The sequence below is a fragment of the Streptomyces sp. NPDC059832 genome, assembly GCF_042731715.1.
GTDB lineage: Bacteria > Actinomycetota > Actinomycetes > Streptomycetales > Streptomycetaceae > Streptomyces.
Genome location: NZ_JBHWIY010000010.1, coordinates 228,190 through 252,799 on the forward strand (window position 1 = coordinate 228,190; position 24,610 = coordinate 252,799).

At 72.2% G+C, this 24,610-nt stretch carries 15 protein-coding genes; 10 read left to right on the forward strand and 5 right to left on the reverse strand.

The window, feature by feature from the left end; all coding sequences use genetic code 11:
• The 3 genes from ACFV8T_RS20090 to ACFV8T_RS20100 all read left to right on the forward strand — a co-directional run.
• Window positions 1-1,258: SUKH-4 family immunity protein (locus ACFV8T_RS20090; RefSeq protein ID WP_385329085.1), on the forward strand; the 1,258-nt coding region annotated here is incomplete at its 5' end.
• 180 nt (window positions 1,259-1,438) lie between these two features.
• Entirely contained in the window at window positions 1,439-2,332 is an 894-nt protein-coding gene (locus ACFV8T_RS20095; RefSeq protein WP_385329086.1) for a cellulose-binding protein, read from the forward strand.
• An 80-nt stretch (window positions 2,333-2,412) separates the two neighbouring features.
• Window positions 2,413-4,335, forward strand: coding sequence for a protein kinase (locus ACFV8T_RS20100; protein ID WP_385329087.1), 1,923 nt, complete (start codon window positions 2,413-2,415; stop codon window positions 4,333-4,335).
• A 64-nt stretch (window positions 4,336-4,399) separates the two neighbouring features.
• Here the strand turns inward: ACFV8T_RS20100 and ACFV8T_RS20105 are convergent, their stop codons facing one another.
• Complete coding sequence (locus ACFV8T_RS20105; RefSeq protein WP_385329089.1) at window positions 4,400-6,019, reverse strand: cation acetate symporter; 1,620 nt, start codon at window positions 6,017-6,019, stop codon at window positions 4,400-4,402.
• Window positions 6,016-6,426 (reverse strand): DUF485 domain-containing protein, encoded by a 411-nt coding sequence (locus ACFV8T_RS20110; RefSeq protein ID WP_385329090.1) that lies wholly within the window; start codon window positions 6,424-6,426, stop codon window positions 6,016-6,018. The genes ACFV8T_RS20105 and ACFV8T_RS20110 overlap by 4 nt, the downstream gene beginning before the upstream one ends.
• A 522-nt stretch (window positions 6,427-6,948) precedes the next feature.
• On the opposite strand from ACFV8T_RS20110, the gene ACFV8T_RS20115 reads away from it, so the two are divergent.
• From ACFV8T_RS20115 to ACFV8T_RS20130, 4 genes are all read left to right on the forward strand, one after another.
• A complete protein-coding gene (locus ACFV8T_RS20115) occupies window positions 6,949-7,737 on the forward strand; it encodes an ABC transporter ATP-binding protein (protein ID WP_266418337.1) in 789 nt (262 codons plus the stop codon).
• Window positions 7,734-10,319 carry an ABC transporter permease gene (locus ACFV8T_RS20120; protein WP_385329091.1) on the forward strand — a complete coding sequence of 862 codons (2,586 nt, stop codon included), beginning with the start codon at window positions 7,734-7,736 and terminating at the stop codon, window positions 10,317-10,319. Before ACFV8T_RS20115 ends, ACFV8T_RS20120 begins: the two co-directional genes overlap by 4 nt.
• A gap of 422 nt (window positions 10,320-10,741) precedes the next feature.
• A complete protein-coding gene (gene mfd / locus ACFV8T_RS20125; protein WP_385329093.1) occupies window positions 10,742-14,284 on the forward strand; it encodes a transcription-repair coupling factor in 3,543 nt (1,180 codons plus the stop codon).
• 520 nt (window positions 14,285-14,804) lie between these two features.
• Entirely contained in the window at window positions 14,805-15,560 is a 756-nt protein-coding gene (locus ACFV8T_RS20130; protein WP_385329251.1) for an HNH endonuclease family protein, read from the forward strand.
• A gap of 73 nt (window positions 15,561-15,633) precedes the next feature.
• Here the strand turns inward: ACFV8T_RS20130 and ACFV8T_RS20135 are convergent, their stop codons facing one another.
• The gene (locus ACFV8T_RS20135) at window positions 15,634-16,371 is read right to left on the reverse strand and encodes a hypothetical protein (RefSeq protein ID WP_385329095.1); all 738 of its coding nucleotides are present in this window, start codon (window positions 16,369-16,371) and stop codon (window positions 15,634-15,636) included.
• Between the two features lie 38 nt (window positions 16,372-16,409).
• Window positions 16,410-17,243, reverse strand: coding sequence for a DUF4190 domain-containing protein (locus ACFV8T_RS20140; protein ID WP_385329097.1), 834 nt, complete (start codon window positions 17,241-17,243; stop codon window positions 16,410-16,412).
• A gap of 235 nt (window positions 17,244-17,478) precedes the next feature.
• Here ACFV8T_RS20140 and ACFV8T_RS20145 point away from each other — a divergent pair, with 235 nt between their 5' ends.
• The 3 genes from ACFV8T_RS20145 (at window position 17,479) to ACFV8T_RS20155 (ending at window position 21,947) form a co-directional block, all read left to right on the forward strand.
• On the forward strand, window positions 17,479-19,605 hold the full coding sequence (locus ACFV8T_RS20145) for an N-6 DNA methylase (RefSeq protein ID WP_385329099.1): 2,127 nt from the start codon (window positions 17,479-17,481) through the stop codon (window positions 19,603-19,605).
• Between the two features lie 120 nt (window positions 19,606-19,725).
• The gene (locus tag ACFV8T_RS20150) at window positions 19,726-20,412 is read left to right on the forward strand and encodes a hypothetical protein (protein ID WP_385329100.1); all 687 of its coding nucleotides are present in this window, start codon (window positions 19,726-19,728) and stop codon (window positions 20,410-20,412) included.
• The gene (locus ACFV8T_RS20155; protein ID WP_385329101.1) at window positions 20,409-21,947 is read left to right on the forward strand and encodes a protein kinase; all 1,539 of its coding nucleotides are present in this window, start codon (window positions 20,409-20,411) and stop codon (window positions 21,945-21,947) included. Before ACFV8T_RS20150 ends, ACFV8T_RS20155 begins: the two co-directional genes overlap by 4 nt.
• 39 nt (window positions 21,948-21,986) lie before the next feature.
• On the opposite strand, the gene ACFV8T_RS20160 is transcribed toward ACFV8T_RS20155, so the two are convergent.
• Window positions 21,987-24,530, reverse strand: a complete 2,544-nt coding sequence (locus ACFV8T_RS20160; protein WP_385329102.1) for a YfhO family protein — start codon at window positions 24,528-24,530, stop codon at window positions 21,987-21,989.
• Window positions 24,531-24,610 lie beyond the last annotated feature (80 nt).

Sequence of the window (24,610 nt, forward strand, 5' to 3'; positions counted from 1 at the left end):
GAGCATGGGTGGTCCGGGTGGGCTGCGGCCTCCCGGTCCTCCTGGTCCTCCCGGTCCTCCCGGAGCTCCTGGTGCTCCGGTGCCACCGCCCGGTTCGACGCCGCCGCCCGGTGGCGGTGTGCACCATGCCGCGACGATGCTCGCCGACCCCGGCATGGGCGGCCCCGGCGCGCCGCAGCCCCCCGGTCCCCCCGGTCCTCCCGGCCCGCCCGGAGTGCCGCAGGGCGGCGCCCCCGGCCCCGTACCGCCCCCGGCGTACGGCTATCCGCAGGCGCCCACCGGTCAGCCGACCGTCGGGCCCGGCTACCAGGCCGTGCTGCGCTACCGCGCGCCCGACGGCAGCGAGCAGCAGCTGATCCGGCGCTCGGCGCCCGGCACCCCGCACCCCGAGTGGCAGATGCTGCACGAGCTGCGCGCGATGAACGTGCCGCCGCAGCAGGTCATCGAGCTGCACACCGAGCTGGAGTCCTGCGAGCTGCCCGGTGGTTACTGCGCGCGGATGATCCGTGAGACCTGGCCGCAGGTGCGGATCACCAGCGTCGCCCCGTACGGCACCGATCACGCCAGCCGTCAGCAGGGCATGCAGCATCTGCTCACCCACCAGGGCGAGCTGCACCAGGTGGCGGACGGACCGGCCCGTCCGGCTCCGGTGCGCGCGCCGCTGCCGCAGATGCCGCCCGCGATGGCGGCGCCGCCGGAGGTCATCGCGGACGAGCTGCTGCATACCTTCGGGCCGCAGGGCATCTGCCGCTTCGATCAGCGTGCCGTCTCCCGTCAGGGTGTGCCCGAGACCGTGGCGCGCACGCTGGTGTGGGCGGGGCTGCCCGCCGACTTCGGGCCGTTCTTCTGGGCGCAGCCCGGTCAGCCGGTGGTGCCGACGCTGGCCGAGCTCGCCGCGCAGCGCCAGGTGCAGGCCGCCCCCGACGCGGGGTCGTATCTCGTCATGGGGTCCGACTTCGGTCGGGCGATCTGTGTCCAGTACGGGACCGCGAACATCGTGGCCGTGCCGGTCGAGGCGGGGCCGGGCGGTCAGTCGGTGGCGCCGCAGTTCGTGAACACGGGGCTGCCGGAGTTCCAGCGTTCGATGGCGCTGCTCGGCCGGATGTGGCGGCTGCGCTTCGGGCTCAACCCGGAGCAGGCGGGCCGTTGGACGGTCGACTTCCAGGCCCAGCTGGTGGCGCTGGACGCGGCGGCGCTGGCGTCGCCGGAGAGCTGGTGGTCCGTACTTCTCGAACAGATGTGGGACGGGCTGATCTGACCCGGCGGGTTCCGCGGACGGCGCCCGGCTCCCGGAAGGGGGCCGGGCGCCGTGCTGTGCGCTGTCTGTGATGCCTGTCGCTTCCGCCCGGAAAGCAGTTGATCGATTCCGACTTCTGGGCCAATTGCCGCATCCTTGACCTACTGCTGATGGTCGGAGAGTCGGAAAGAGGCTTCAAGGATGAGTTCTGCACCGGTGTCCGCGCACGGCTTCGTCGGCGGACGAGGACGTGGTTACCGTCCGGAGCAGGTGGACCGCGCGGTGGCCGGGCTTTCGGCGGAGCGGGACGCGGCGCTGGACGAGGTGTCCCGGCTGACCGCGTCGGTGGCGGAGCTGTCGGCGGAGTCGGTCCGGCTGAGCGAGGTCGTCGCCACGCTCGCCCCGCAGAACTACGAATCGCTGGGTGAGCGTGCCCAGCAGATCCTGGCGCTCGCCGAGGGCGAGGCGGAGACCGTGCGGGGCGCCGCCCAGGAGGAGGCGCAGGCGCTGCGGGACGCGGCGGACGAGGCGGGCCGCGGGATCCGTGCTTCGGCGCGGGCGGACTCCGAGGCCATGCGGGCCGCGGCCGTGACCCACGCCGACGAGACGCTGTCCACGGCGAGGGGCACCGCTGACGGGACCGTTGCCGAGGCCCGCGAGGAGGCCGCGGAGGTGCGGGAGCGCTCGGAGTCCATGATGACGGAGACGATCCGCCGTACCGAGAGCGTCCTCGCGCACCAGGAGCAGGAGCACTCCGAGCGTTGGCAGGCGGCCGAGCTCGAACTGGCCGGGGCCGAGGCCGCGCAGTCGGCGCACCACGACGAGCTGACCGAGCAGGCGGAAGCCCGCCTGGCCGAGGCGCGGCGGGCGCTCGCGGAGGCGGAGGAGGCCGCCCGGCACGGTGAGGAGGACGCCGAGGCGCGGGCCGCGGAGCTGATCGCGGCGGCCAGGGTCCGTGAGGAGCGGGTGGTCCGGGAGACGGAGCGGATCATGCGGGAGCACGAGGAGGGCCGCGAGGAGGTGCAGGCGCACATGGCGCACGTACGGAATTCGCTCGCGGCGCTCACCGGGCGGGTGACACCGGCGCAGGACTGATCCGGCCGACTCCTCTCCCGGGCCCGTGCGTGGCCGAGGAACCATCGTGCGCCCGTTCGAGGCTGGGCTAATCTGACGCCATGCACGGGGGAGCTGAAGAAGAGTCACGTTTACTGGGCAGCGGGGCCAAACCGACGGAGCCGGACGATCCCCGGCGGATCGGCGCCTTCAGACTGCTCGGCATCCTTGGTACCGGCGGTATGGGCCGGGTCTATCTCGGTACCTCGGCGGGGCGGTACGCGGCGGTCAAGCAGGTGCTTCCGGTACTGGCCGCGGACAAGGACTTCCTGTCCCACTTCGGGCACGAGCTCGACAATCTCGCCAAGCTGCCGTCCGGGGTCAGTGCGCGGCTGCTGGCCAGTGACCGCACGGCGCAGCCTCCGTGGTTCGCCACGGAGTACATCCCCGGCATCACCCTGAGCGATGCGCTGCGGCTGAACGAGGGCCCGCTGCCCGCGGACGCTCTGTGGCGGCTGCTCCGGGACGGGGCGAGGGGTCTGCGTGCCGTGCACGCGGCCGGGATGGTGCACCGCGACCTCAAGCCCTCCAACGTCATGCTGACGCTCGACGGTGTGACCCTGATCGACTTCGGGGTGGCACGGGCGGCGGACCAGAGCAGGGTGACCAGGACCGGGATGGTCATCGGGACGCCTGCCTACATGGCCCCCGAGCAGGCCATGGCCGAGCGGGATCTGACCGGTGCGGCCGATGTGTTCGGACTGGCCGGCCTGCTGCTGTTCGCGGCGAACTGCCGCCCGCCGTTCGGCGACGGGTCGGGGCCGGGCCTGTTCTACCGGATCGTGCACACCGAACCCGACCTCGGGCGCCTGCCGGACCTCGATCCGGCCCTGGCCGCCGTGGTCGAGTCCTGTCTCGCCAAGGACGCCGCGGACCGGCCGACGGCCGCCGAGCTCTTCGGGATCGCCGACGAACGGGTGCCCGCCGCGGTCTCCGCGCCGTGGCCGCCGGCCGTCACGGACCGGATCACCGAGCGGGCCGCGTTCGCGGCGAAACCGCCGCCGGCCGAGGAGCCCGAACCGGAGCAGGCGCCCGTTCCCGCCGCGGTGCCCTCCCTGCCGGATGTCGGGACGACCGGCGCCGTCCCCGAGCAGCCGCGCAGGCGCCGTCCCCGGGTGCTGCTCGTCGCACTGCCCGTCGTGGTGGTCGCGGGCACGACCCTGACCCTGGCGCTCGGGCCGTACGAGATCGGCCGTCCCCGCGGTTCGGACTCCGACGTCGCGGCGCCGCCGTCGCTCACCGCCGGGCCGACCGGATCCCCGGCGGACGGCCGCTCCTCTGACCCCGCCAAGTCGCACTCCCCCTCGTCGGGCTCCAAGTCGGGCTCCGCCTCGCCGGACGGCTCCGCCGACAAGGCGAAGGGCGGGAAGGACGGGAAGGACGGGAAGGGCGGGGACGGCGGGGCCGGGGGTTCCGGTTCGGCCGGTTCCGGCGGTTCCGACGGTTCCGGCGGTGCCGGTGATGCCGGTGGTTCCGGTCCCTCGGGCGGCTCCGGCTCCGGATCCGGCGGTTCCAAGCCCTCGGGCGGCTCCGGCTCGGGCGGCTCCGGCGGTTCCGGCGGCGGGCAGGTCCCGGCGCCCTCGGGGCAGTACTACCTCAAGAACGCGTCCAACAAGCGGTGCCTCGGGGAGTCCGCGTCCCCCTACGGGGGTTCCATGCTGATGAACTCGGTGTGCGGCGAGCCGGCGCACAACGGGGCCACGCTCTACTACAAGTGGACGTACAGACCCACGTCCGGCGGCAGGTTCAAGCTCGTCGGCCAGGGCACCGGCAACTGCCTCAGGCTGAACGGGCCCGCGGGGCTGTCGGCCGAGACCTGCAACTCCTCCGAGTCCCAGGTCTGGCGGATCGGGACCAAGACATCGGCCGGTCACACCCTGGTGAACGTCGCCGAGGGCGTCTGCCTCCAGATGTTCAGCAGCATCGGCTTCCAGTCGGTGGCGTGCAATCCCTCGGAGCCGGCACAGCTGTGGCGCAACTCCTGACCGGCGCGCAGGGGGCGGGCCCCTGCGCGCCGGACGGCGCAACCGCCGCTCCCGGAGGCCGTGTTCAGCGCCGGGGTGTGGGTGGCACGCCCGCCAGGATCCGGGGCTCCTCGCCCTGGTAGAGCCGGCGTGCCGCAGGGGCCGTGTGGCGGGGGAGCACCGTCCCCAGCCAGCCCGCCAGGAATCCGGCCGGGATGGAGACGAGCCCGGTGGTGGTGTACGGGAACCAGTTGAAGTCGTGGTCGGGGAAGACCGAGGTGGGTGAGCCGGAGACCAGGTTGGTGCCGGTGATCAGCACCAGCGTGGTGAGGGTGCCGACGACGAGGGTGCAGAGCAGCCCGGTACGGGTGAAGCGCCGCCAGAACATGCTGTAGACGAGTGCCGGGGCGAACGCGGACGCGCCGACGCAGAACGAGAGCGTCGCCAGCGCCTGTACGTTCCAGTGTCTGGCCACGACGGCGAGAACGGTGGCGAGCAGTCCGACGACGATCGCCGAGATCTGTGCCGTACGCATCTCGGACAGGCCCGGCAGCGGCTTGCGGTCCGGGTCGCGCACCCCGTGCAGGCCGTGCGCGAAGAGGTCGTGGGCGAGGGAGTTGGCGCAGGACAGGATCATTCCGGCGACGGAGGCGAGCAGGGTCAGGAAGATCGCCGTCGTCATCGTCGTGATGATCAGGGCCCCCATCTGCGTACCGTTCGCGACCTCGCCGCTGATCTGGAGGATCGCGCTGTTCCCGGACGCCCCGGCGGCGGTGATGACGTCGTGGCCGACGAGGGCCCCCGCGCCGAAGCCGATCACGACGAGCAGCAGGCAGATCGCGGCGACCACGCCGACCGCCCAGGACATCGAGCGCCGGACGGCCTGGGTGGAGCGGGCGCTCGACATGCGCATGGCGACGTGCGGCAGGCAGGCGGCGCCGAGCACCACGGTCAGTTCGGAGCTGACCATGTCGAGTCCGCTGCCGTCGAACTGGAGCCCCGAGCGCAGATACGCGGCCCCCGCGCCGCTGCTCTGCCGGGCGGCGGAGAGCAGGGAGTCGGTGTTCCAGTCGAACCGGTTCATGATCAGTACGGCGATGGTGAAGGCGGCCACGAAGAGGACCACGGTCTTCACGATCTGGATCAGCGAGGTGCCTTTCATCCCGCCGATCGCCGCGTAGCCGATCATCAGGGTGCCGAGCCCGATGATGGCGCCGGTGCGGAATCCCGAGGTGTCGAATCCCAGGATGAAGGCGAGCAGATCGCCGCTGCTGGCGAGCTGGACGACCATCATCGGAACGAGCGCGGCGAGGGTGGCGGCGCAGGCGGTGATGCGGACCGCGCGGCCGGGGGCACGGCGCACGAGCAGGTCACCCATGGTGAACCCGCCCGTGTTGCGCAGGGGTTCGGCGAGCAGGAACATCAGCAGGACGAGCGAGAGGGTGATGCTCAGGGCGAGGATCATCCCGTCGTAGCCGGTGAGGGCGATGATGCCGGTGGTGCCGAGCACCGTGGCCGCGGAGAGGTAGTCGCCCGCGAGGGCGAGGCCGCTCTGCATGGGCGAGAGCGAGCGGGAGCCGGTGTAGAACTCGTCGAGGTCGTCGCGGTCCGGGCCGGTCATCACGCAGAGCAGCAGAGCCACGGTGCCCACGGCGAGGAAGGCCACCAGGGACATCGACTGCGCGGAATTGTTGAATCCGTTCACCGGGCCGCTCCCGCTCTTCGGATCCGGGCGGCGAGCGGGTCGACCGTGCGCCGTGCGGTCCGCTCGTACACGACGATGGCGAGCAGGGTCACGGGGAGCTGGCAGAGCCCCAGTGCGAGGCCGATGTTGAGACCGCCGAACAGAGGGCGGTCCATCAGCTCCTTGGCGAATCCGGAGAGCAGCAGGAAGGCCACGAAGTAGCCGAGCGCGGTCAGGGTCGCGATGCGCCGCAGCAGTCGGTACGCGGTGCGCAGCCGGCGCAGGTCGCTGTGGCGGCCGGGGGTGGGCGCCGGTGCGGGTGTGTCGGGTGTGCTCGGCGGCCGGGCGGGCGGCGCCTGCTCCGAGCTCTGCCAGGGGAGCAGATAGTCGGGGTGGTGGGGGGATGGGGGCGGGTTTCCGTGCGACATCGGGGTGCTGCTCCTTGCGTGGCTCGGGTCCTGGTCTGGACGGCAAGGCAGGAGTGCGGGGTGCGGTCGGAAGCGCGAACATTACTCGTGGGTACGGCAGTTGGGGAGAGGGTGGCCTGAATTACCCACGGTAATGGCTCAGTTGCGTGCGGCCCCGTGAATGGAAGGTGGCGGCCGGGCGTGAAGCGGGCTCTGGCCGACCCGGCCGGTACACCCTTGGGTCCAGCCCCTGATACGGGACTCCACCCAGGGGTCGAGACCCTTAGGGGGAGCTCCTTATATCTGGCCAGGGGCGGTTCCTCCCGGCGGAGGACGTGGTGGCGATGGCTTGTTCCTTATCGTGTTCCTACACCGCGAAAAGCGGCCGAATCCCACCGCGGACGCGGTCGGGCACAGGGGCGGGGTGGGGAAAACCCCACCCGGGAACTGCGCCGGGCACCAGTGCGCCGGATCCGCTCCCGACACCAGACTCAGTACGCGCACCGACGCATTCTCAACACTGACCGACATAGGAGAAAAACCGTGACAACGGCTGTAACCATTCCCAGGCACGGGGGCACTGGAAGGCGTACGGCCGTCGCTGCGCGAGCGCGGCAGGTCGTCAAGGCGTACGGGGCGGGGGAGACCCGGGTCGTCGCGCTCGACCATGTCGACGTGGACATCGCCCGCGGGCAGTTCACCGCGATCATGGGCCCGTCCGGCTCCGGCAAGTCGACCCTGATGCACTGCCTGGCCGGCCTGGACACCGTGAGCTCGGGGCAGATCTTCCTCGACGAGACCGAGATCACCGGGCTCAAGGACAAGAAGCTCACCCAGCTCCGCCGGGACCGGATCGGCTTCATCTTCCAGGCGTTCAACCTGCTCCCCACGCTCAACGCGCTGGAGAACATCACGCTGCCGATGGACATCGCGGGCCGCAGGCCCGACGCCGCCTGGCTGCGGCAGGTCGTGGAGACCGTCGGTCTCGCCGAGCGGCTCAAGCACCGGCCCACCGAGCTCTCCGGCGGCCAGCAGCAGCGCGTCGCGGTGGCCAGGGCGCTCGCCGCCCGGCCGGAGATCATCTTCGGCGACGAGCCCACCGGCAACCTGGACTCGCGGGCCGGCGCCGAGGTGCTGAGCTTCCTGCGCAGGTCGGTCGACGAGCTGGGCCAGACCATCGTCATGGTCACCCACGACCCGGTGGCCGCCTCCTACGCGGACCGGGTGCTGTACCTCGCCGACGGACGCATCGTCGACGAGATGCACAACCCGACGGCCGACCAGGTCCTCGACCGGATGAAGGACTTCGACTCGCGCGGGCGGACGTCATGACCGTCTGGAAGACATCGAGGCGGAATTTCTTCGCCCACAAGGGACGCATGGCGCTCTCCGCCGTCGCGGTCCTGCTGTCGGTGGCGTTCGTGTGCGGCACGCTCGTCTTCACCGACACCATGAACACCACGTTCGACAAGCTCTTCGCCGCGACCGCGGCCGATGTCACGGTCAGCCCGAAGGAGCCCAAGAAGGACGACCGGCTCCCGGGCAACGGCAAGCCCGTCACGATCCCCGCGTCCGCCGTCGGGCAGGTCGCGAAGGCCACCGGCGCGAAGGCGGCCGAGGGCGCGGTCTCCAGCATGTCCGTCACCGTCGTCGACAGCCACGACAAGAACATGGGCTCGACCTCGGGTGCCCCGACGATCGCGGGCAACTGGACGAGGAACGACCTGCGTTCGATGGAGATCTCCTCCGGTCACGCACCGCGCGGCCCGACCGAGGTGATGGTCGACGCCGACACCGCCGAGAAGCACCACCTGAAGCTCGGCGACGAGCTGCGCACCATCACCGCCAACGGCGACATCAAGGCCGCGATCAGCGGCATCGCCACCTTCAAGGTCACCAACCCCGGTGCCGCGGTCGTCTACTTCGACACCGCCACCGCGCAGACCAAGCTGCTCGGCAAGCCCGATGTCTTCAGCTTGATCTCCGTCACCGCGGAATCCGGCGTGGCCGACGAGCAGTTGAAGAAGAACGTCGCCACGGCGCTCGGCGGCCACTCCACGTACAAGATCCAGACACAGAAGGAGGCCGCGGACGCCAACAAGGACTCGATGGGCTCCTTCCTCGACGTCATGAAGTACGCGATGCTCGGCTTCGCCGGGATCGCCCTCCTCGTCGGCATCTTCCTGATCGTCAACACCTTCTCGATGCTGGTCGCCCAGCGCACCCGCGAGATCGGCCTGATGCGGGCCATCGGCTCCAGCCGCAAGCAGGTCAACCGGTCCGTGCTGATCGAGGCGCTGTTCCTCGGCGTCGTCGGCTCGCTCCTCGGCGTGGGCGCGGGCGTCGGCCTCGCCGTCGGCCTGATGAAGCTCATGGGCGCCATGGGCATGGAGCTCTCCACCGAGGACCTCACCGTCGCCTGGACGACCCCCGTGGTCGGCCTCGTGCTCGGCATCGTCGTCACCGTCGTCGCCGCGTACTTCCCGGCCCGCCGGGCCGGGAAGGTCTCCCCGATGGCCGCCCTGCGCGACGCCGGAACCCCGGCGGACGGCCGCGCGGGCCGGGTCCGGGCCGCGATCGGTCTGGTCCTCACGCTCGCCGGCGGCGCCGCGCTCCTCGCCGCGACGAAGGCCGACAAGTCGAGCGAGGGCTCGCTCCTCCTCGGTGTGGGCGTGCTCCTCACCCTGATCGGCTTCATCGTCATCGGCCCGCTGCTGGCCGGCTTCGTGGTCCGGGTGCTGAGCGCGGTCATGCTGCGCATGTTCGGCCCCGTGGGACGGCTCGCCGAGCGCAACGCCCTGCGCAACCCGCGCCGCACCGGAGCGACCGGCGCCGCCCTGATGGTCGGCCTCGCCCTGGTCGCCTGCCTCTCGGTGGTCGGCTCCTCCATGGTCGCCTCGGCCACCGAGGAACTCGACAAGTCGGTCGGCGCGGACTTCATCGTCCAGCCGGCCGGCGGCGGCGGCGCACCGATCGTGGCCCAGGCGGCGAAGGCCCTGACGACCGTGCCGGACATCGAGCATTTCACCAACTACAAGATGGTGGGCGCCCGGCTGACCGCCCCCGACGGCACCACCGAGGACGGGAGACTGGTCGCAGCCGACCCCTCGTACAAGGACGACGTCCGCCGCGAGACGGTCTCCGGCGAGCTGGCCGCCGCGTACGGCAAGGACGCCATGTCGGTCGGCGAGACGTACGCCACCGAGCACCGCGTCAAGGTCGGTGACCGGATGACCGTCGCCTTCAAGGGCGGCGAGACCGCGAAGCTGAAGGTCGCCGCGATCACCTCGGACGACGTGAACATCGACAAGGGCGCGATGTACGTCAACATCACGACCGCCGCGCGGTACGTCCCCGCCGACACCCTGCCGCAGAACATGATCATGTTCGCGAAGGCCGCGGACGGCAAGGAGAAGGAGGCGTACGCCGCCCTCAAGAGCGCCCTGGCCAAGTACCCGCAGTACGAGGTGAAGAATCAGGCCGATTTCAAGGAGCAGCTGAAGGACCAGATCGGCCAGCTGCTGAACATCGTCTACGGCCTGCTGGCGCTCGCGATCATCGTCGCCGTGCTCGGTGTGGTGAACACCCTGGCCCTGTCGGTGGTCGAGCGGACCCGCGAGATCGGCCTGATGCGCGCCATCGGCCTCTCCCGCCGCCAGCTGCGCCGGATGATCCGCCTGGAGTCGGTGGTCATCGCGGTCTTCGGCGCCCTGCTCGGCCTCGGCCTGGGCATGGGCTGGGGCACCGCGGCCCAGAAGCTGCTGGCCCTGGAGGGCCTCGGCGTCCTGGAGATCCCGTGGCCGACGATCCTCACGGTCTTCGTCGCCTCGGCCTTCGTGGGGCTGTTCGCCGCCCTGGTCCCGGCGTTCCGGGCGGGCCGGATGAACGTCCTGAACGCGATTGCCACGGATTAGGGCGTGCGACGGCGACGTAGGATGACCTGATCCGGCCCCGGGGTGTTCCTCCAAACACCCCGGGGCCGGATTCGTGTGTCCGGACGTCGCCCCCGGACGCCCCGCCGGGCCGGATTGCGGGCGCGGCTGTCACATCGGAGTCGTAGGCTGGGAACCCCCCGGTACGCCTGGGGGTGGTTTCTGGATCATGCCGGGCTCATGAGGGCCGGCACGCACATCTGCGGCGTTGTCGTCGGTCGCCCACGTTCCGCGTGGGCTCCCTCGTCCGCCTTGCAGCTGCACGCACCAGCCCTCGCTCCCTGATCCGGCCTGACCCGGACGCCACCCCCAGCACGTGTCGGGCGCTTCGCGTTGCCCTTCGCGTTGCCCTGGCAGCAGCCGGCTGCCGGACCTCGCCCTCGTTACCCGGACGGAAGCCCTTCATGAGCCTGCACGGTCTGCTGGATGTCGTCGTACGTGACCCGGCACTCTCCGAAGCGGTGAAGGCCGCCGACGACGGCCACCGCATGCATGTCGACCTCGTCGGCCCGCCCGCCGCCCGCCCCTTCGCCGTCGCCGCGCTGGCCCGCGAGACCGGGCGGACCGTGCTCGCCGTCACCGCGACCGGCCGGGAGGCCGAGGACCTGGCGGCCGCGCTGCGCACCCTGCTGCCGCCGGACACGATCGCCGAGTTCCCGTCCTGGGAGACCCTGCCGCACGAGCGGCTCTCGCCCCGCTCGGACACCGTGGGCCGCCGCCTCGCCGTGCTGCGACGCCTGGCGCACCCGAGGAAGGACGACCCGGAGACCGGCCCGGTCTCCGTCGTCGTCGCGCCGATCCGCTCCGTGCTCCAGCCGCAGGTCAAGGGGCTCGGCGACCTGGAACCCGTAGCGCTGCGCATCGGACAGAGCGCCGACCTCGGCAAGACGGTCGACGCGCTCGCGGCGGCCGCGTACTCCCGGGTCGAACTGGTCGAGAAGCGTGGCGAATTCGCCGTGCGCGGCGGCATCTTGGACGTCTTCCCGCCGACCGAGGAGCACCCCCTTCGGGTGGAATTCTGGGGCGACGACGTCGAGGAGATCCGCTACTTCAAGATCGCCGACCAGCGGTCGCTGGAGATCGCCGAGCACGGGCTGTGGGCGCCGCCCTGCCGCGAGCTGCTGCTCACCGACGAGGTGCGGGAGCGGGCCGCCGCCCTCGCCGAACAGCACCCGGAGCTGGGCGAGCTGCTCGGCAGGATCGCCGAGGGGATCGCGGTGGAGGGCATGGAGTCCCTCGCCCCGGTCCTCGTCGACGACATGGAGCTGCTGCTCGACGTGCTGCCGAAGGGTTCGATGGCGCTGGTCTGCGACCCGGAGCGGGTCCGCACCAGGGCCGCCGACCTGGTCGCCACCAGCCAGGAGTTCCTCCAGGCCTCCTGGGCGGCCACCGCGGGCGGAGGCGAGGCCCCGATCGACGTCGGCGCGGCCTCGCTGTGGGGCATCGCGGACGTCCGGGACCGGGCCCGCGAGCTGGAGATGATGTGGTGGTCGGTCTCCCCGTTCGCCGCCGGCGAGGCCGACGAGGCCGACGGGGACACCGACACGCTCAAGCTCGGCATGCACGCCCCGGAGGCGTACCGCGGCGACACCGCCCGCGCGTTCGCCGACACCAAGGGCCGGCTCGCCGACGGCTGGCGCACGGTGTACGTCACCGAGGGCCAGGGCCTCGCCTCCCGCACCGTCGAGCTGCTGAGCGGCGAGGGCATCGCCGCCCGCCTCGACCCGGACCTGGCGGAGATCTCCCCGTCCGTCGTCCACGTCTCCTGCGGCGCGATCGACCACGGCTTCGTCGACCCGGCGCTGAAGCTCGCCGTACTCACCGAGACGGACCTCACCGGCCAGCGCACCGCCACCAAGGACCTGGGCCGGATGCCGGCCCGCCGCCGCAAGACGATCGACCCGCTGACACTGGAGACCGGCGACTACATCGTCCACGAACAGCACGGCGTGGGCCGCTACATCGAGATGGTGCAGCGCACGGTGCAGGGCGCCACCCGCGAGTACCTCCTCGTCGAGTACGCCCCGGCCAAGCGCGGCCAGCCGGGCGACCGCCTGTACATCCCGACCGACCAGCTGGAACAGGTCACCAAGTACGTCGGCGGCGAGGCCCCCACCCTGCACCGGCTCGGCGGCGCCGACTGGACGAAGACCAAGGCACGCGCCAAGAAGGCCGTCAAGGAGATCGCCGCCGACCTGATCAAGCTGTACTCGGCCCGGATGGCGGCCCCCGGCCATGTCTTCGGCCCCGACACGCCCTGGCAGCGCGAGCTGGAGGACGCCTTCCCGTACGCGGAGACGCCCGACCAGCTGTCCACCATCGCCGAGGTCAAGGAGGACATGGAGAAGTCCGTCCCGATGGACCGGCTGATCTGCGGCGATGTCGGCTACGGCAAGACGGAGATCGCGGTACGGGCGGCGTTCAAGGCGGTCCAGGACGGCAAGCAGGTGGCCGTCCTCGTACCCACCACCCTGCTGGTCCAGCAGCACTACGGCACGTTCACCGAGCGCTACTCCCAATTCCCGGTCAACGTACGGGCGCTGAGCCGCTTCCAGTCGGATTCCGAGTCCAAGGCGACCCTCGAAGGGCTCCGCGAGGGCTCCGTCGACCTGGTCATCGGCACCCACCGCCTCTTCTCCTCCGAGACCCGGTTCAAGGACCTGGGCCTGGTCATCGTCGACGAGGAGCAGCGCTTCGGCGTCGAGCACAAGGAGCAGCTGAAGAAGCTCCGCGCCAACGTGGACGTCCTCACCATGTCCGCGACGCCGATCCCCCGTACGCTCGAAATGGCCGTGACCGGCATCCGCGAGATGTCGACGATCACCACGCCCCCCGAGGAGCGCCACCCGGTCCTCACCTTCGTCGGCCCGTACGAGGAGAAGCAGATCGGCGCGGCCATCCGCCGCGAACTGCTCCGCGAGGGCCAGGCGTTCTACATCCACAACCGCGTCGAGTCGATCGACCGCGCCGCCGCGCGGCTGCGCGAGATCGTTCCGGAAGCCCGTATCGCGACGGCCCACGGCCAGATGTCCGAACAGGCCCTGGAGCAGGTGGTGGTGGACTTCTGGGAGAAGAAGTTCGACGTCCTGGTCTCCACGACGATCGTCGAGTCCGGCATCGACATCTCCAACGCCAACACCCTGATCGTGGAGCGCGGCGACAACTTCGGCCTCTCCCAGCTCCACCAGCTGCGCGGCCGTGTCGGCCGGGGCCGCGAACGCGGCTACGCGTACTTCCTCTACCCCCCGGAGAAGCCGCTCACCGAGACGGCCCACGAGCGCCTGGCCACGATCGCCCAGCACACCGAGATGGGCGCGGGCATGTACGTGGCGATGAAGGACCTGGAGATCCGTGGCGCCGGAAACCTCCTGGGCGGCGAACAGTCCGGCCACATCGCGGGCGTCGGATTCGACCTGTACGTACGCATGGTGGGCGAGGCCGTCGCCGACTACCGGGCCTCCCTCGAAGGCGGCGTGGAGGAGGAGCCGCCCCTGGAGGTCAAGATCGAGCTCCCGGTCGACGCCCACGTCCCCCACGACTACGCCCCCGGCGAGCGGCTGCGCCTCCAGGCGTACCGCGCCATCGCCTCCGCCAACACGGAGGACGACATCAGGGCCGTCCGCGAGGAACTCACCGACCGCTACGGCAAGCTCCCCGAACCGGTCGAGAACCTCCTCCTGGTCGCCGGCCTGCGCATGCTGGCCCGCGCCTGCGGCGTCGGCGAGATCGTCCTCCAGGGCCCGAACATCCGGTTCGCCCCGGTGGAGCTGCGCGAATCGCAGGAGCTCCGCCTCAAGCGCCTCTACCCGAGGACGGTCATCAAGCCGGCCGTCCACCAGATCCTGGTCCCCCGCCCCACCACGGGCAAGGTCGGCGGCAAGCCGGTCGTGGGCCGCGAACTGCTGGCGTGGACGGGGGAGTTCCTGACCACGATCCTGGGGTCGTAGCCCCGGGACGCCTACTGATTCGGCCCCGTCGCGAGTGCGGCGGGGCCGGGTTTTTCACGGCGTGAGGTGGGCGGCGGGCATCTGAACATGAGCCACACGGGCTTACCGACGATGTGGTCATCGACTCCGAAGCTGTCGGCGAGCTCGTTCACGAGGTGTAACCCGCGTCCCGAGCACGCGTCGTGATCGGGACGCCGGACCACCAGCTGTCCGGGCCCGCTGTCACGGACCTCCAGCCGTACCGGTTCCTCATCCCGGCGCAGGCCGACGCAGAACTCGTGGCAGGCCCGCAGCCTCCCGGGCCACCCGTTCCAGCCGGGGGACGGAATCGTACATCTAGGTAACTTGCACGGATGTACGTTGAGTGGTCCGGTGGCTCGGCCGGTGTGATTCGTGCCGCAATCGCTCGGGCCGTCGGCATGTGCATGTCCGCGAGGAGAAGGCGTCCGTAGGATTCCCGGGTTCGGCTTTCTCCCCGTCAGGACGGTTTCGAGTGATATCTTCCCGCGCTTACCGAGTGATGCTGCCCGCCCTCAGCGTGGCGGCGGTGCTGGCCCTGGCCGGCTGTGACCCCGAGAGCGCGTCCTCCGGGACCGGGCGGCAGGGCGGCGGCTCGGACGGTGGCGGGCAGGCCGTCACCGGGTTCGGGGCCAGTCCGCTCGACAACGCCGACGGTACGAAGCCGGGGCTCGCACCGCTGACTTCCGAGGCGGACCGGGCGGCGGGGCGGAAGGTCATCGAGAAGGTGGCGACGAAGGGGCGGGGGCCGAAGACCGGTTACGCGCGGGACAAGTTCGGCTACGCGTGGAAGGACTCGGTCGACGGGATACCGCTCGCGAGGAACGGCTGCGACACCCGTAACGACCTCCTCGCCCGGGACGGCAAGGACGTGAAGTTCCGCTCCGGTTCGGACTGTGTGGTCGTGTCGATGACCCTCAAGGATCCGTACACCGGCTCGACCATCGACTGGCGCAAGCAGCAGGCCACCAAGGTCCAGATCGACCACGTCATGCCGCTCTCGTACGACTGGCAGATGGGCGCCGCGCGCTGGAACGAGGCCAAGCGGCAGCAGATCGCCAACGACCCGCTCAACCTCATCCCGGTGGACGGCCCGGCCAACAACGCCAAGCGCGACTCGGGGCCGGCCTCCTGGCTGCCGCCGTACAAGCCGGTCCGCTGCTCGTACGCGGTGCGGTTCGCGCAGGTGTCCCTGAAGTACGAACTGCCGGTCACCGCCGCCGACAAGACGGCGATGCTGGAGCAGTGCGGCGGGTGAGCGGGGGAGTCCGGGGTGCGCAGAACCCGCCCGGGAGCGGGGCGGGTTCTGTGGCCTGAAGCGTTCGGGGAGTTCAGGGCTTCGGCTTGTTCGCCGTGAACGGCTCGTCGAATTCTGAGAATTCGACTGTCACGGGGGCGGTGCGGTCGGTGTCCCTTCCCGATGCGCCGTGCGGGAGGGGCGGGTTCAGACGCAGCTTGAGCAGGAGGGGTTTGCCGTCGGTGGCGATGTCCGCCGTCCAGTTCCCGTCGGCCGCCTCGCCGGTGACGGTCAGGGCGGGGGTGCCGGAGCCGGGTGCCGTCGTCCGTTCCTTGCGGGCCGTTCCGCTCTTCGGTGCGAGGAGGCCGAGGAAGGTCTCCCGGTCGCAGTAGCGCTCGGCCAGCTTCGCGTGCCGGTCGGCGGCGGTGGGCTTCAGCCAGCGGCCGGTGAGCTTCCTGGCCTGCGAGGCGGAGGCGGAGACTGAGCGCAGCATCGCGGCGTCCGACCGGGTGTGGACCGTGCCGCCCGTCCGTACCAGTTCCATGGTGCCCGCCGCGCCCATGGAGAGCGTGACCGTGCACTCGCCCCTGACGTCCGTGGCGACGTACGCCTCGACCGGGCCCTCGGGGGAGGTCGTCTCCACCGTCATGCGCAGCGACTTGGCGGCGCGGGTCGCCGCGAGGGCCTTGTTGACGACCTCGGGGGCGCTCAGCCGGGCGTAGGGGGCGGTGGCGTCGGGTACGTCGTCCGGAAGCATTCCGCAGGCCGTGGCGAGGGCGAGGGCGGTCGCGGCGCTCAGGGCGGCTGCCGAGGCGCGGGCGGGAAGGCGCATGGTGGTCGGGCTCCGGTCGGTCGGTCCGAGGGGGACGGTCAGAGCTTCAGGTCCCACTGCGAGGCGTCGTACGTGAAGCCGGGGTTGACCTCGACGGTCAGGTTCTTGGCGTCCGCCGGGGTGTCGAAGGCGAACTGGACCGTGACCTTCTTGCCCGGCAGGACCGTGCCGCTGAAGCCCGTGCCGACCTTGTTGTCGAAGATCTGCTCGGCGTCCACACCGTCCTGGCCGGCCCGCGCCGAGACGCTGACGAGCGCGGCGTCGAACTTCTCCTTGCCCGCGTTCTCGATGACGACGGCGACCCGGTAGGCCTTCTGTCCCTTGGTGTGTCCGGCGGCGTAGGCGTCAGGGGTGTACGAGGTGGCGTCGCCGACCGTGACCGTCAGATCGTCGTCGTACACGGCCGAGTCGCCCGCCTCCAGCGCCTTGCCGGTGTCCTTCTTCTTGTCCGCGCCGCCCTTGGCGGAGTCGCCGCCGGGCTTCGGCTTCGCGGAGGCCGTGGTGTCCGACACCGCCTTGTTCAGGTCGTTCACGGCGTCGTCCACGGCCTTGAAGGTGATCACCGCGCCCACCACCGCGAGGATCAGCGAGATCAGGCCGAGCACGGCGCCGAAGGTGGTCATCCCCTTGTTGGTGGCCTCGCCGCGCTTCGCGCGGCCCCGGCCGGCCAGACCCAGGACCAGGGCGATGAGGCCGAGGATGCCCGCCAGCCAGAACAGGAAGGGGATCAGGCCGGACACGGCGCCGATGACACCCAGGACGAGGGCGGCGATGCCCAGTCCGTTACGGGCCGGGCGCATGCCCGGCATCTGGGCGGGGGCGTACGGCTGCTGGGGCTGCGGGGACTGCGGCGGCTGCGTGAACTGGGACATGGCTGTGCCCTCCGGCAAAAGCAGGGATGGGTGGTGAGCGGATTCGTGCGTCGTGCTCGTGCATCGCTCGCTGTCGTGCGGCGATGGGTCAATAACAGCAGAGCTTGTGAACCGAGTCAACACGGTTCATGATGGATGGGTTGATGCACGCTGTGAATCGATGTCGTGTGAATCGGGTCGGTATGCTCGCCGACAAGCAGTACCGGGACGAGCGCCAGGACCAGGGAGACAGTCAGTGCCGGAGAACTCGACAGAGGTGACCGCGGCCGGGATCGCACGGCTGGCGGGGGTGGGGCGCGCCGCGGTCAGCAACTGGCGCCGCCGCCACGCCGACTTCCCCAAGCCGGTCGGCGGCACCGAGACGAGCCCGTCCTTCGCACTGCCCGAGGTCGAGCAATGGCTTCGCGACCAGGGGAAACTCGCCGAGGTCCCGCTGCGGGAGCGGGTCTGGCAGCAGCTCGCCGGGCACCCGGCCGGCGCGGTCCCCGCCCTGGTCCACACCGGCTGCGCCCTGCTGCTCCTGCGGACCTCCCCCAAGGCCTGGCCGGAGATCACCGCCGCGTCGGACGAAGGGATGGCCGGCGTGCTCTCCCTCGCCGTCGACAAGGTGCTCACCACCCGCTTCGGACCGGCGGCGGAAGCCGGCCGGGCCGTTCACGCCCCGAGCCCCGCCGAACTGCTCCCCTCCGTTCCGCTGCTCCGCGGCGCCGCCGAACTCGCCGCCGGGACCGGGGTCCAGGAGACCTTCGAGTTCCTGCTCGGCCGTCAGCTGGACGCCAACCCGCGCCAGTACACCCTCACCCCGCCCGGACTCGCCGAACTGATGGCAGCCCTGGTGGAGACGGGGGAGCGGCCCGCCCGCACGGTCCTCGACCCGGCCGCGGGCACCGGCGCCCTGCTGCGAGCCGTCGGCCGGCCGGCCGCCCTGTACGCCCAGGAGACCGACCCCGACCTCGCCGCGCTCACCGCGCTGAGGCTCGCCCTGCGCACCGACACCGGCTGCGCCCTGGCGGCACGGACCGCCGACACCCTGCGCGCCGACGCCTTCCCGCAGCTCGCCGCCGACGCGGTGCTCTGCCACCCGCCGTTCAACGAACGCAACTGGGGCCACGACGAGCTCGCCTACGACCCGCGCTGGGAGTACGGCTTCCCGGCCCGTACCGAGTCCGAACTCGCCTGGGTCCAGCACGCCCTGGCCCATCTGCGCGAGGGCGGCACCGCCGTCCTGCTGATGCCCCCGGCCGCCGCCTCGCGCCGCTCCGGCCGCCGGATCCGCGCCGATCTGCTGCGCCGCGGCGCCCTGCGCGCCGTCATCGCGCTCCCGGCCGGCGCCGCACCCCCGTACGGCATCCCGCTCCACCTCTGGGTGCTCCGCAAGCCCGGCAGCGGCCTGCACCCCTCGCCCGAACTGCTGCTCGTCGACACCGCCGAACCCGCCGAATCGCCTTCGGCGGGCCCGGCGGCGACCGCCCCGGCGGGCGGGCGCGACCGGCTCGACTGGCAGGCGGTGCACGGTGCCGTGCTCGACGCCTGGCAGTCCTTCGACGACGCGGGAGGCCCCGGGCGGGAGGGCCGGACCGGGCCGGGCCACCCTGCCCCGGCCCGTCCCGGCGTCAGCCGCGCCGTACCCGTCATCGAACTTCTCGACGACGACGTGGACCTGGCCCCCGCCCGCCATCTGCCGCCCCCTGCCGCCGCGGACGGACCCGCCGAGCTGATCCGGGTACGGGAGCGGCTCACCGAGACGCTCGGCCTCACCGGCACCCTCACCCCAGTGGCCGTGACCCCCTCCGAACCGGCCCACTGGCCGCTCACCACCGTCGGCGAACTCGCCCGCGCCGGCGCCCTCCAGCTCCGCACCGGCGGCTCCGGAACCGGCCCGGGGCCCGTCCTCACCGAACACGACGTCCTCGGCTCCACCGCCCCTTCGGGAAGCCTGCCCGTCGACGGGCCCGCAGAGGAACCGGTCCTCGTCGAACCGGGCGACGTCGTCGTCCCCGTGCTCGGCGGCGGCTCCGTCGCCCGCGTCGTCGACGACGCCACCGCGGGCGCCGCACTGGGCCGCAACCTCCAGCTGCTGCGCCCCGATCCGGCCGCCTTCGACCCCTGGTTCCTGGCCGGCTTCCTGCGCGGCACCGCCAACAACCGCCAGGCCAGCAGCTACGCCTCCACCGCCACCCGGCTGGACGCCCGCCGCCTCCAACTGCCCCGGCTGCCGCTCGCGGAGCAGCAGCGGTACGGGCAACGGTTCCGCGCCCTGGCCGAGTTCGAGGACGCCCTGAGGCTGGCCGGCCGGCTCGGCGGACAGCTCGTCCAGGGGATGTACGACGGGCTGACGGACGGCACGGTCGCACCGGAGTGAGCTGAACCACAGCCGATCCGTACAACCCGGGGCCGGTTGTCGGTGTCGCCCTTTACGCTCGGGTCTGCGCACACGGAGCGTGTGCGCGGATGTTCAACGACCAGGTCTCCAGGAGCAGCCATGTACGCCCCGGGTCATCCGCCGACGCCGCCGCGCCGGGTTCCCAGCCGGGCCTGGATCGTCTCCATGCGGGTGCTGTTCGTCGTGCTCTCGGTGGGCTCGGTCGGGATACTGCTGTGGAGTCCGCTGCTCCGTCTCGCGATCGTGCGCCGCCGGGCGTCCGACTGGTGGCTGACCGGAGCCGGGTTCGTGTTCGTCTGTGTGCTCCTGCCGATCCTCGGCCGGGACGGCAACGACGAGCCGACCGGCATCGACAACGTCCTCATCCCGTTGCTGCTGGTGGTGATGCTGGGCTCGATCGCGTACTACCTGGTCGGGGACGTACGCCACTACGAACGGCTGACGAAGCAGCACCCGATGGGCGGCTACGCTGCCGTCCCGCCGGTGCCGGGGTACGGATACGGGTACCAGTACGCGCCCACGGTGCCGACGCGGATGCCCGCACCCGCACCCGCACCCGCGCCCATGCCCGCACCCGCGCCCATGCCCGCGCCCATGCCCGCGCCCATGCCCGCGCCCATGCCCGCGCCCATGCCGGCCCCGGCGCCCGCGCCGCCGGTACAACCGGCACAGCAGCCGCAGCCGCAGCCCCAGCCGCAGCCCTCGCCCCAGCCCCACCGCATCGACCAGGTCCGCGCCGAGCTCGACGAGTTGAGCGACTATCTCCGCAAGGAGGAGGGCCGGTGAGCGGACGAGTCATCGGCGGGCGGTACCAACTGGCGACCATCCTCGGACAGGGCGGCATGGGCCAGGTCTGGACGGCCTACGACCAGCGCCTGGACCGCCGCGTCGCGGTGAAACTGCTGCGCCCCGACCGGGTCACCGGCCCCATCGGCAGCGAGGCCGCGGGCGAGCTGCGCCGCCGCTTCGTCCGCGAGTGCCGGGTCACCGCCCAGGTCGACCACCCCGGCCTGGTCACCGTCCACGACGCGGGCAGCGACGGCGACGACCTGTTCCTCGTCATGCAGTACGTCGAGGGCGCCGACCTCGCCGACCATCTCGCCGAGCACGACCCGTACCCCTGGCAGTGGTCCGTCGCGGTCGCCGCCCAGCTCTGCGCCGTGCTGTGCGCCGTGCACGCGGTGCCGATCGTCCACCGCGACCTCAAGCCCCGCAATGTGATGGTGCGCCCGGACGGCACCGTCACCGTCCTCGACCTGGGCGTCGCCTCCGTCCTCGACACCGACACCACCCGGCTCACCCACACCGGTTCGCCGATCGGCTCCCCGGCCTACATGGCACCCGAGCAGGCGATGGGCGGCGCCGTCGGCCCGTACACCGATCTGTACGCCCTCGGCGTGCTGCTCCACGAACTGCTCAGCGGCGACGTGCCGTTCGCCGGGTCCACCGCCCTCGGTGTGCTGCACCGCCACCTCTACGAGCCGCCGGTCCCGGTCCGCCGGATCAGGCCCGACATCCCCGAGCCGCTCGAAGCGCTGGTGCTGCGGCTGCTGGCCAAGGACCCGCAGCACCGGCCGTCCGGCGCCCAGGAGGTGTACGAACACCTCGCCCCGCTGCTCCCCTCGCCGGGCACCGGGCTCTCCGTCGGACCGCTCGACCCGACCCGCCCGTTCCTGCGCCCGCACGCCCCGTGGCCCGACCGCGCCGCCGCCCCGCCCCCGCCACCGGCCCCGCCCGCCCCCGCGGCGGCCCGGCCCGACGTGGCCGCCGCCGTCGACGACGTCAAGAAGCTGCTCGGCGAGGGCCGGATCACCCAGGCCGTGGACATCCTCGGCTCGATCCTCCCGGTCGCCGCCGAGCAGCACGGCGAGGACTCCGCCGTGGTCCGCATCCTGCGCAAGCAGTACGCGGCGACGCTGATGGACGACGGCCAGTACCGCCGCGCCCTGCCCGAGCTGCGCCGCCTCGCCGACGACCGCGCGGCGGAGGCCGGCCCGGCCGACGCGCAGACGCTCCAGTTCCGCTACGACGCGGCCCAGTGCCTGGAGCAGCTCGGCGAACCGGCCGCCGCGCTCGCGGAGTACCGCGCGGTCCTCCCGTACTACGAGAACCACCGCGTCACGGGCAGCGACCCGGCCCGCTTCTTCGAGATCCGCAACCGCATCGCGCACCTGCTGCTCGCGCTCGGCGACCACGTGACGGCGCGCGTGCAGCTCCAGGCGCTGCTGTACGACGCCGAGCGGGCCTACGGGCCCCACCACCCGCTGCCGGTGGAGCTGCGCCGCCGGCTCGACCGCCAGATGGAGGTGCGGGGCGGCTGACCGCCGGCCCGGGGGCAGGCGTCCCGCCCCCGCCCCCGGTCAGGCGTCCACGGGCTCCGGGTTTCGGGCGGGCTCCCGCGACCGGTCGGGGCCGGGCTGCCCGGCCCCCGCGTCCCGTCGCCGCCGGTACACGAGCACCGCCCCGCCGAGCACCAGAACGGTGAGCGCGCCCGCCCCGGCCAACGCGCCCGCCCGCAGGCCCGGGGGCCGGAACGTGCAGTCGACCGCCGTGCCGCGGGCCGGGGCCGGGGTGGCGACCAGGCCCAGGTAGCTGTCGGCGGGGCGGCCCTGGCAGCTCCAGCCCGCGATCCGGGGCGCGGCGATCACGACCGTTCCGGTGGTGCCGGGCGGCAGTTCGGCCCGGATGCCGTGGTCGGTGACGTGGACCGTGGCCGCGCCGGTGCGCTTCAGTCCGGCGACCGCCGAGGACAGCCGGGACCGGTCCAGACAGCCGATCGCCCGATGCGGCACGGTCCCGGCGCGCACCGGGGTCAGTGTGACCCGCACGCTCCCGGCCCCGCCGACCGTGCCCAGGCGGTGCATCGCGGCCCGCCTGGCCGGAAGCTGCCCCTTGAACTCGACCTCCGGGCCGTCGCCGAGCCGTGCCCGGCCGAACATGTCGGGCGACCACAGATACGCCTCGGTGCCCGCCGGGCAGGCAGCGGTCAGCGTGTACGTGCCGCGCCCCACCCGGTAGTCGTACGCCCCCTTGTCGGCCACCGCGTCGCCGTCCACCGTGCGCAGCACCGTCGTCGGGACCGTGTAGACCCGCGAGCCGAGCAGCTGCTCCTGGTTCCGGAACGGCGAACGGCCGTACGGCACCGGACCGCCGGGCCTGCGCACCGTCACCAGCGGCGGCGTCTCGGCACGGCTCACCGTCACCGGCCGGTCGTCCGGGACGTTCGCCCCCTGGTGCGGATCGCGCGGCCCGCGCACCCGCGCGCCGACCGAGAAGACCGCGTCCGTGACCGGGTTGTCGAGGCTCTGCACGGCCCGGCCGTTCGATGTCCACCCGCCGCCCAGCGCCCGCATCGTGCGGGTCAGCACGGCGGGCGTGTGACTGCTGTAGTACGCGCCGCCCTGCCCACCCACCAGCAGCGGATCGTTCGCGGTGGTCTGCTCCCGGCCGGGGTCCGTGCGATAGCCCGGCCAGCCGTCGGCGCCCGCGACCACGGCTGCCTGGGTCCGCTGCCGTTCGCCCCAGGGCGCGTAGTCGTCGAGCCGGTTCAGCCGCTGCCGGTCGAAGTACGCGGTGGTCGCGGCGGCCTGCCCGGCCTGCGCGCCGATCAGCAGCACGGCGGCCAGCGCCGCGAGCCTCCGGCCCCGCCCGACCAGCACCAGAGCGCAGACCGCGGCCACCAGACCCACCGCGAACAGCGGATACGTCCACCCGGTGACCAGGTCGCTGAAGCCGGCCCCGGCCGCGAGCAGCACCAGGACCACGCCCCCGCCGAGCAGCGCCCGTCGCCCCGGCCAGTCGTAGGAGACCGAGACCCAGGCGGCGATCACCACCAGCCCGGCCAGCACGAACGTCTGCCGGTACGGACTGCCGTTGGGCGTGGTGAAGGCATGCCAGAGCAGATGCGTGGGGCCCCACTGCAACGACAGCGCGACCCCGGCCACCAGCCCGGTCCACGCCCACCGCTCGCGCCCCGGCACGGACCGCTGGAAGGCCAGCGCACAGGCCAGCAGCAGGGTGCCGGTGCCGAGGAAGAGGGCCGGGGTGAAGAAGCTGTACGTGGCGGGCAGCAGCCGGGCGAGCACATCGGGCCAGGCGGCGGGCGCGAACGGACGGTCCCAGCCCGGGTAGGCGTGCTTGGTGCCCAGGTAGACGGGGAGCAGGACGGGCGCCGAGAGCCCGACGCCCACCCCGACCGTGCAGACGGCCCGCGCCAGCCCCCGGACCACCGTCCGCCGGTCGTCCCGCTCGGTGAAGAGCCGGACGGCCAGCACCAGGGCGGCACCGAGCGTCGCCATGTACGCCGTGTAGAAGTTGGCCGCCCACACCACCGCGACGAGCAGCGGCCCGGCGATCCGGTGCCGTCCCGTACGGGCCCACTCGGCGACCAGGCAGAGCAGCGGCAGGGCGACCAGCCCGTCCAGCCACATCGGGTTGTACGAGGCCTCGGCGACCGACCAGCCGCACAGCGCGTACGAGGCGCCGAGCGCCCCGGCCGCCCACCGGCGCCCGCCGCGCAGCGTCAGCAGGAACACGGCCATCAGCGCCGCCGCCGACGCCATCTTCAGGACCGTGACCACATAGACCGCGAGATCGATCCGCTCTCGCGGGAAGACCCCGACGAGCAGGGCGAACGGGCTGGTCAGATAGGTGCCGAGATCCGGCAGGAAGCTCGTCCCGTACCCGGAGGACCAGTTGAGCAGCAGCCCGCCGTCGGCATTCCCGTGCAGCAGGTCCCACAGCCGGGCGTGGAACGGTACGAACTGATTGCCCAGGTCGTTGACGCTGCGGGTGTGCGGCCCGAACGGGAAGACGCGTGCCACGGCGTCACCCGCGCAGACTGCGGCGACGGTGAGCAGCGCGGCGAGCGAGCCCGCGCGCAGGCGGGGACGGGAAGTCGGCATACGCAGGAATATGCCAGCCTCGAACGCTCAAACCCGGGCCGAATTGGGTCAGTTCACTTGATGGACGCCCATCGGTCACG

Coding starts and splice junctions, on each gene's coding strand:
- ACFV8T_RS20160 (WP_385329102.1), bottom strand. CDS start 24,530: ATGCCGACTTCCCGTCCCCGCCTGCGCGCGGGCTCGCTCGCCGCGCTG.
- ACFV8T_RS20120 (WP_385329091.1), top strand. CDS start 7,734: ATGACCGTCTGGAAGACATCGAGGCGGAATTTCTTCGCCCACAAGGGA.
- ACFV8T_RS20150 (WP_385329100.1), top strand. CDS start 19,726: ATGTACGCCCCGGGTCATCCGCCGACGCCGCCGCGCCGGGTTCCCAGC.
- mfd (WP_385329093.1), top strand. CDS start 10,742: ATGAGCCTGCACGGTCTGCTGGATGTCGTCGTACGTGACCCGGCACTC.
- ACFV8T_RS20135 (WP_385329095.1), bottom strand. CDS start 16,371: ATGCGCCTTCCCGCCCGCGCCTCGGCAGCCGCCCTGAGCGCCGCGACC.
- ACFV8T_RS20100 (WP_385329087.1), top strand. CDS start 2,413: ATGCACGGGGGAGCTGAAGAAGAGTCACGTTTACTGGGCAGCGGGGCC.
- ACFV8T_RS20130 (WP_385329251.1), top strand. CDS start 14,805: ATGCTGCCCGCCCTCAGCGTGGCGGCGGTGCTGGCCCTGGCCGGCTGT.
- ACFV8T_RS20095 (WP_385329086.1), top strand. CDS start 1,439: ATGAGTTCTGCACCGGTGTCCGCGCACGGCTTCGTCGGCGGACGAGGA.
- ACFV8T_RS20140 (WP_385329097.1), bottom strand. CDS start 17,243: ATGTCCCAGTTCACGCAGCCGCCGCAGTCCCCGCAGCCCCAGCAGCCG.
- ACFV8T_RS20110 (WP_385329090.1), bottom strand. CDS start 6,426: ATGTCGCACGGAAACCCGCCCCCATCCCCCCACCACCCCGACTATCTG.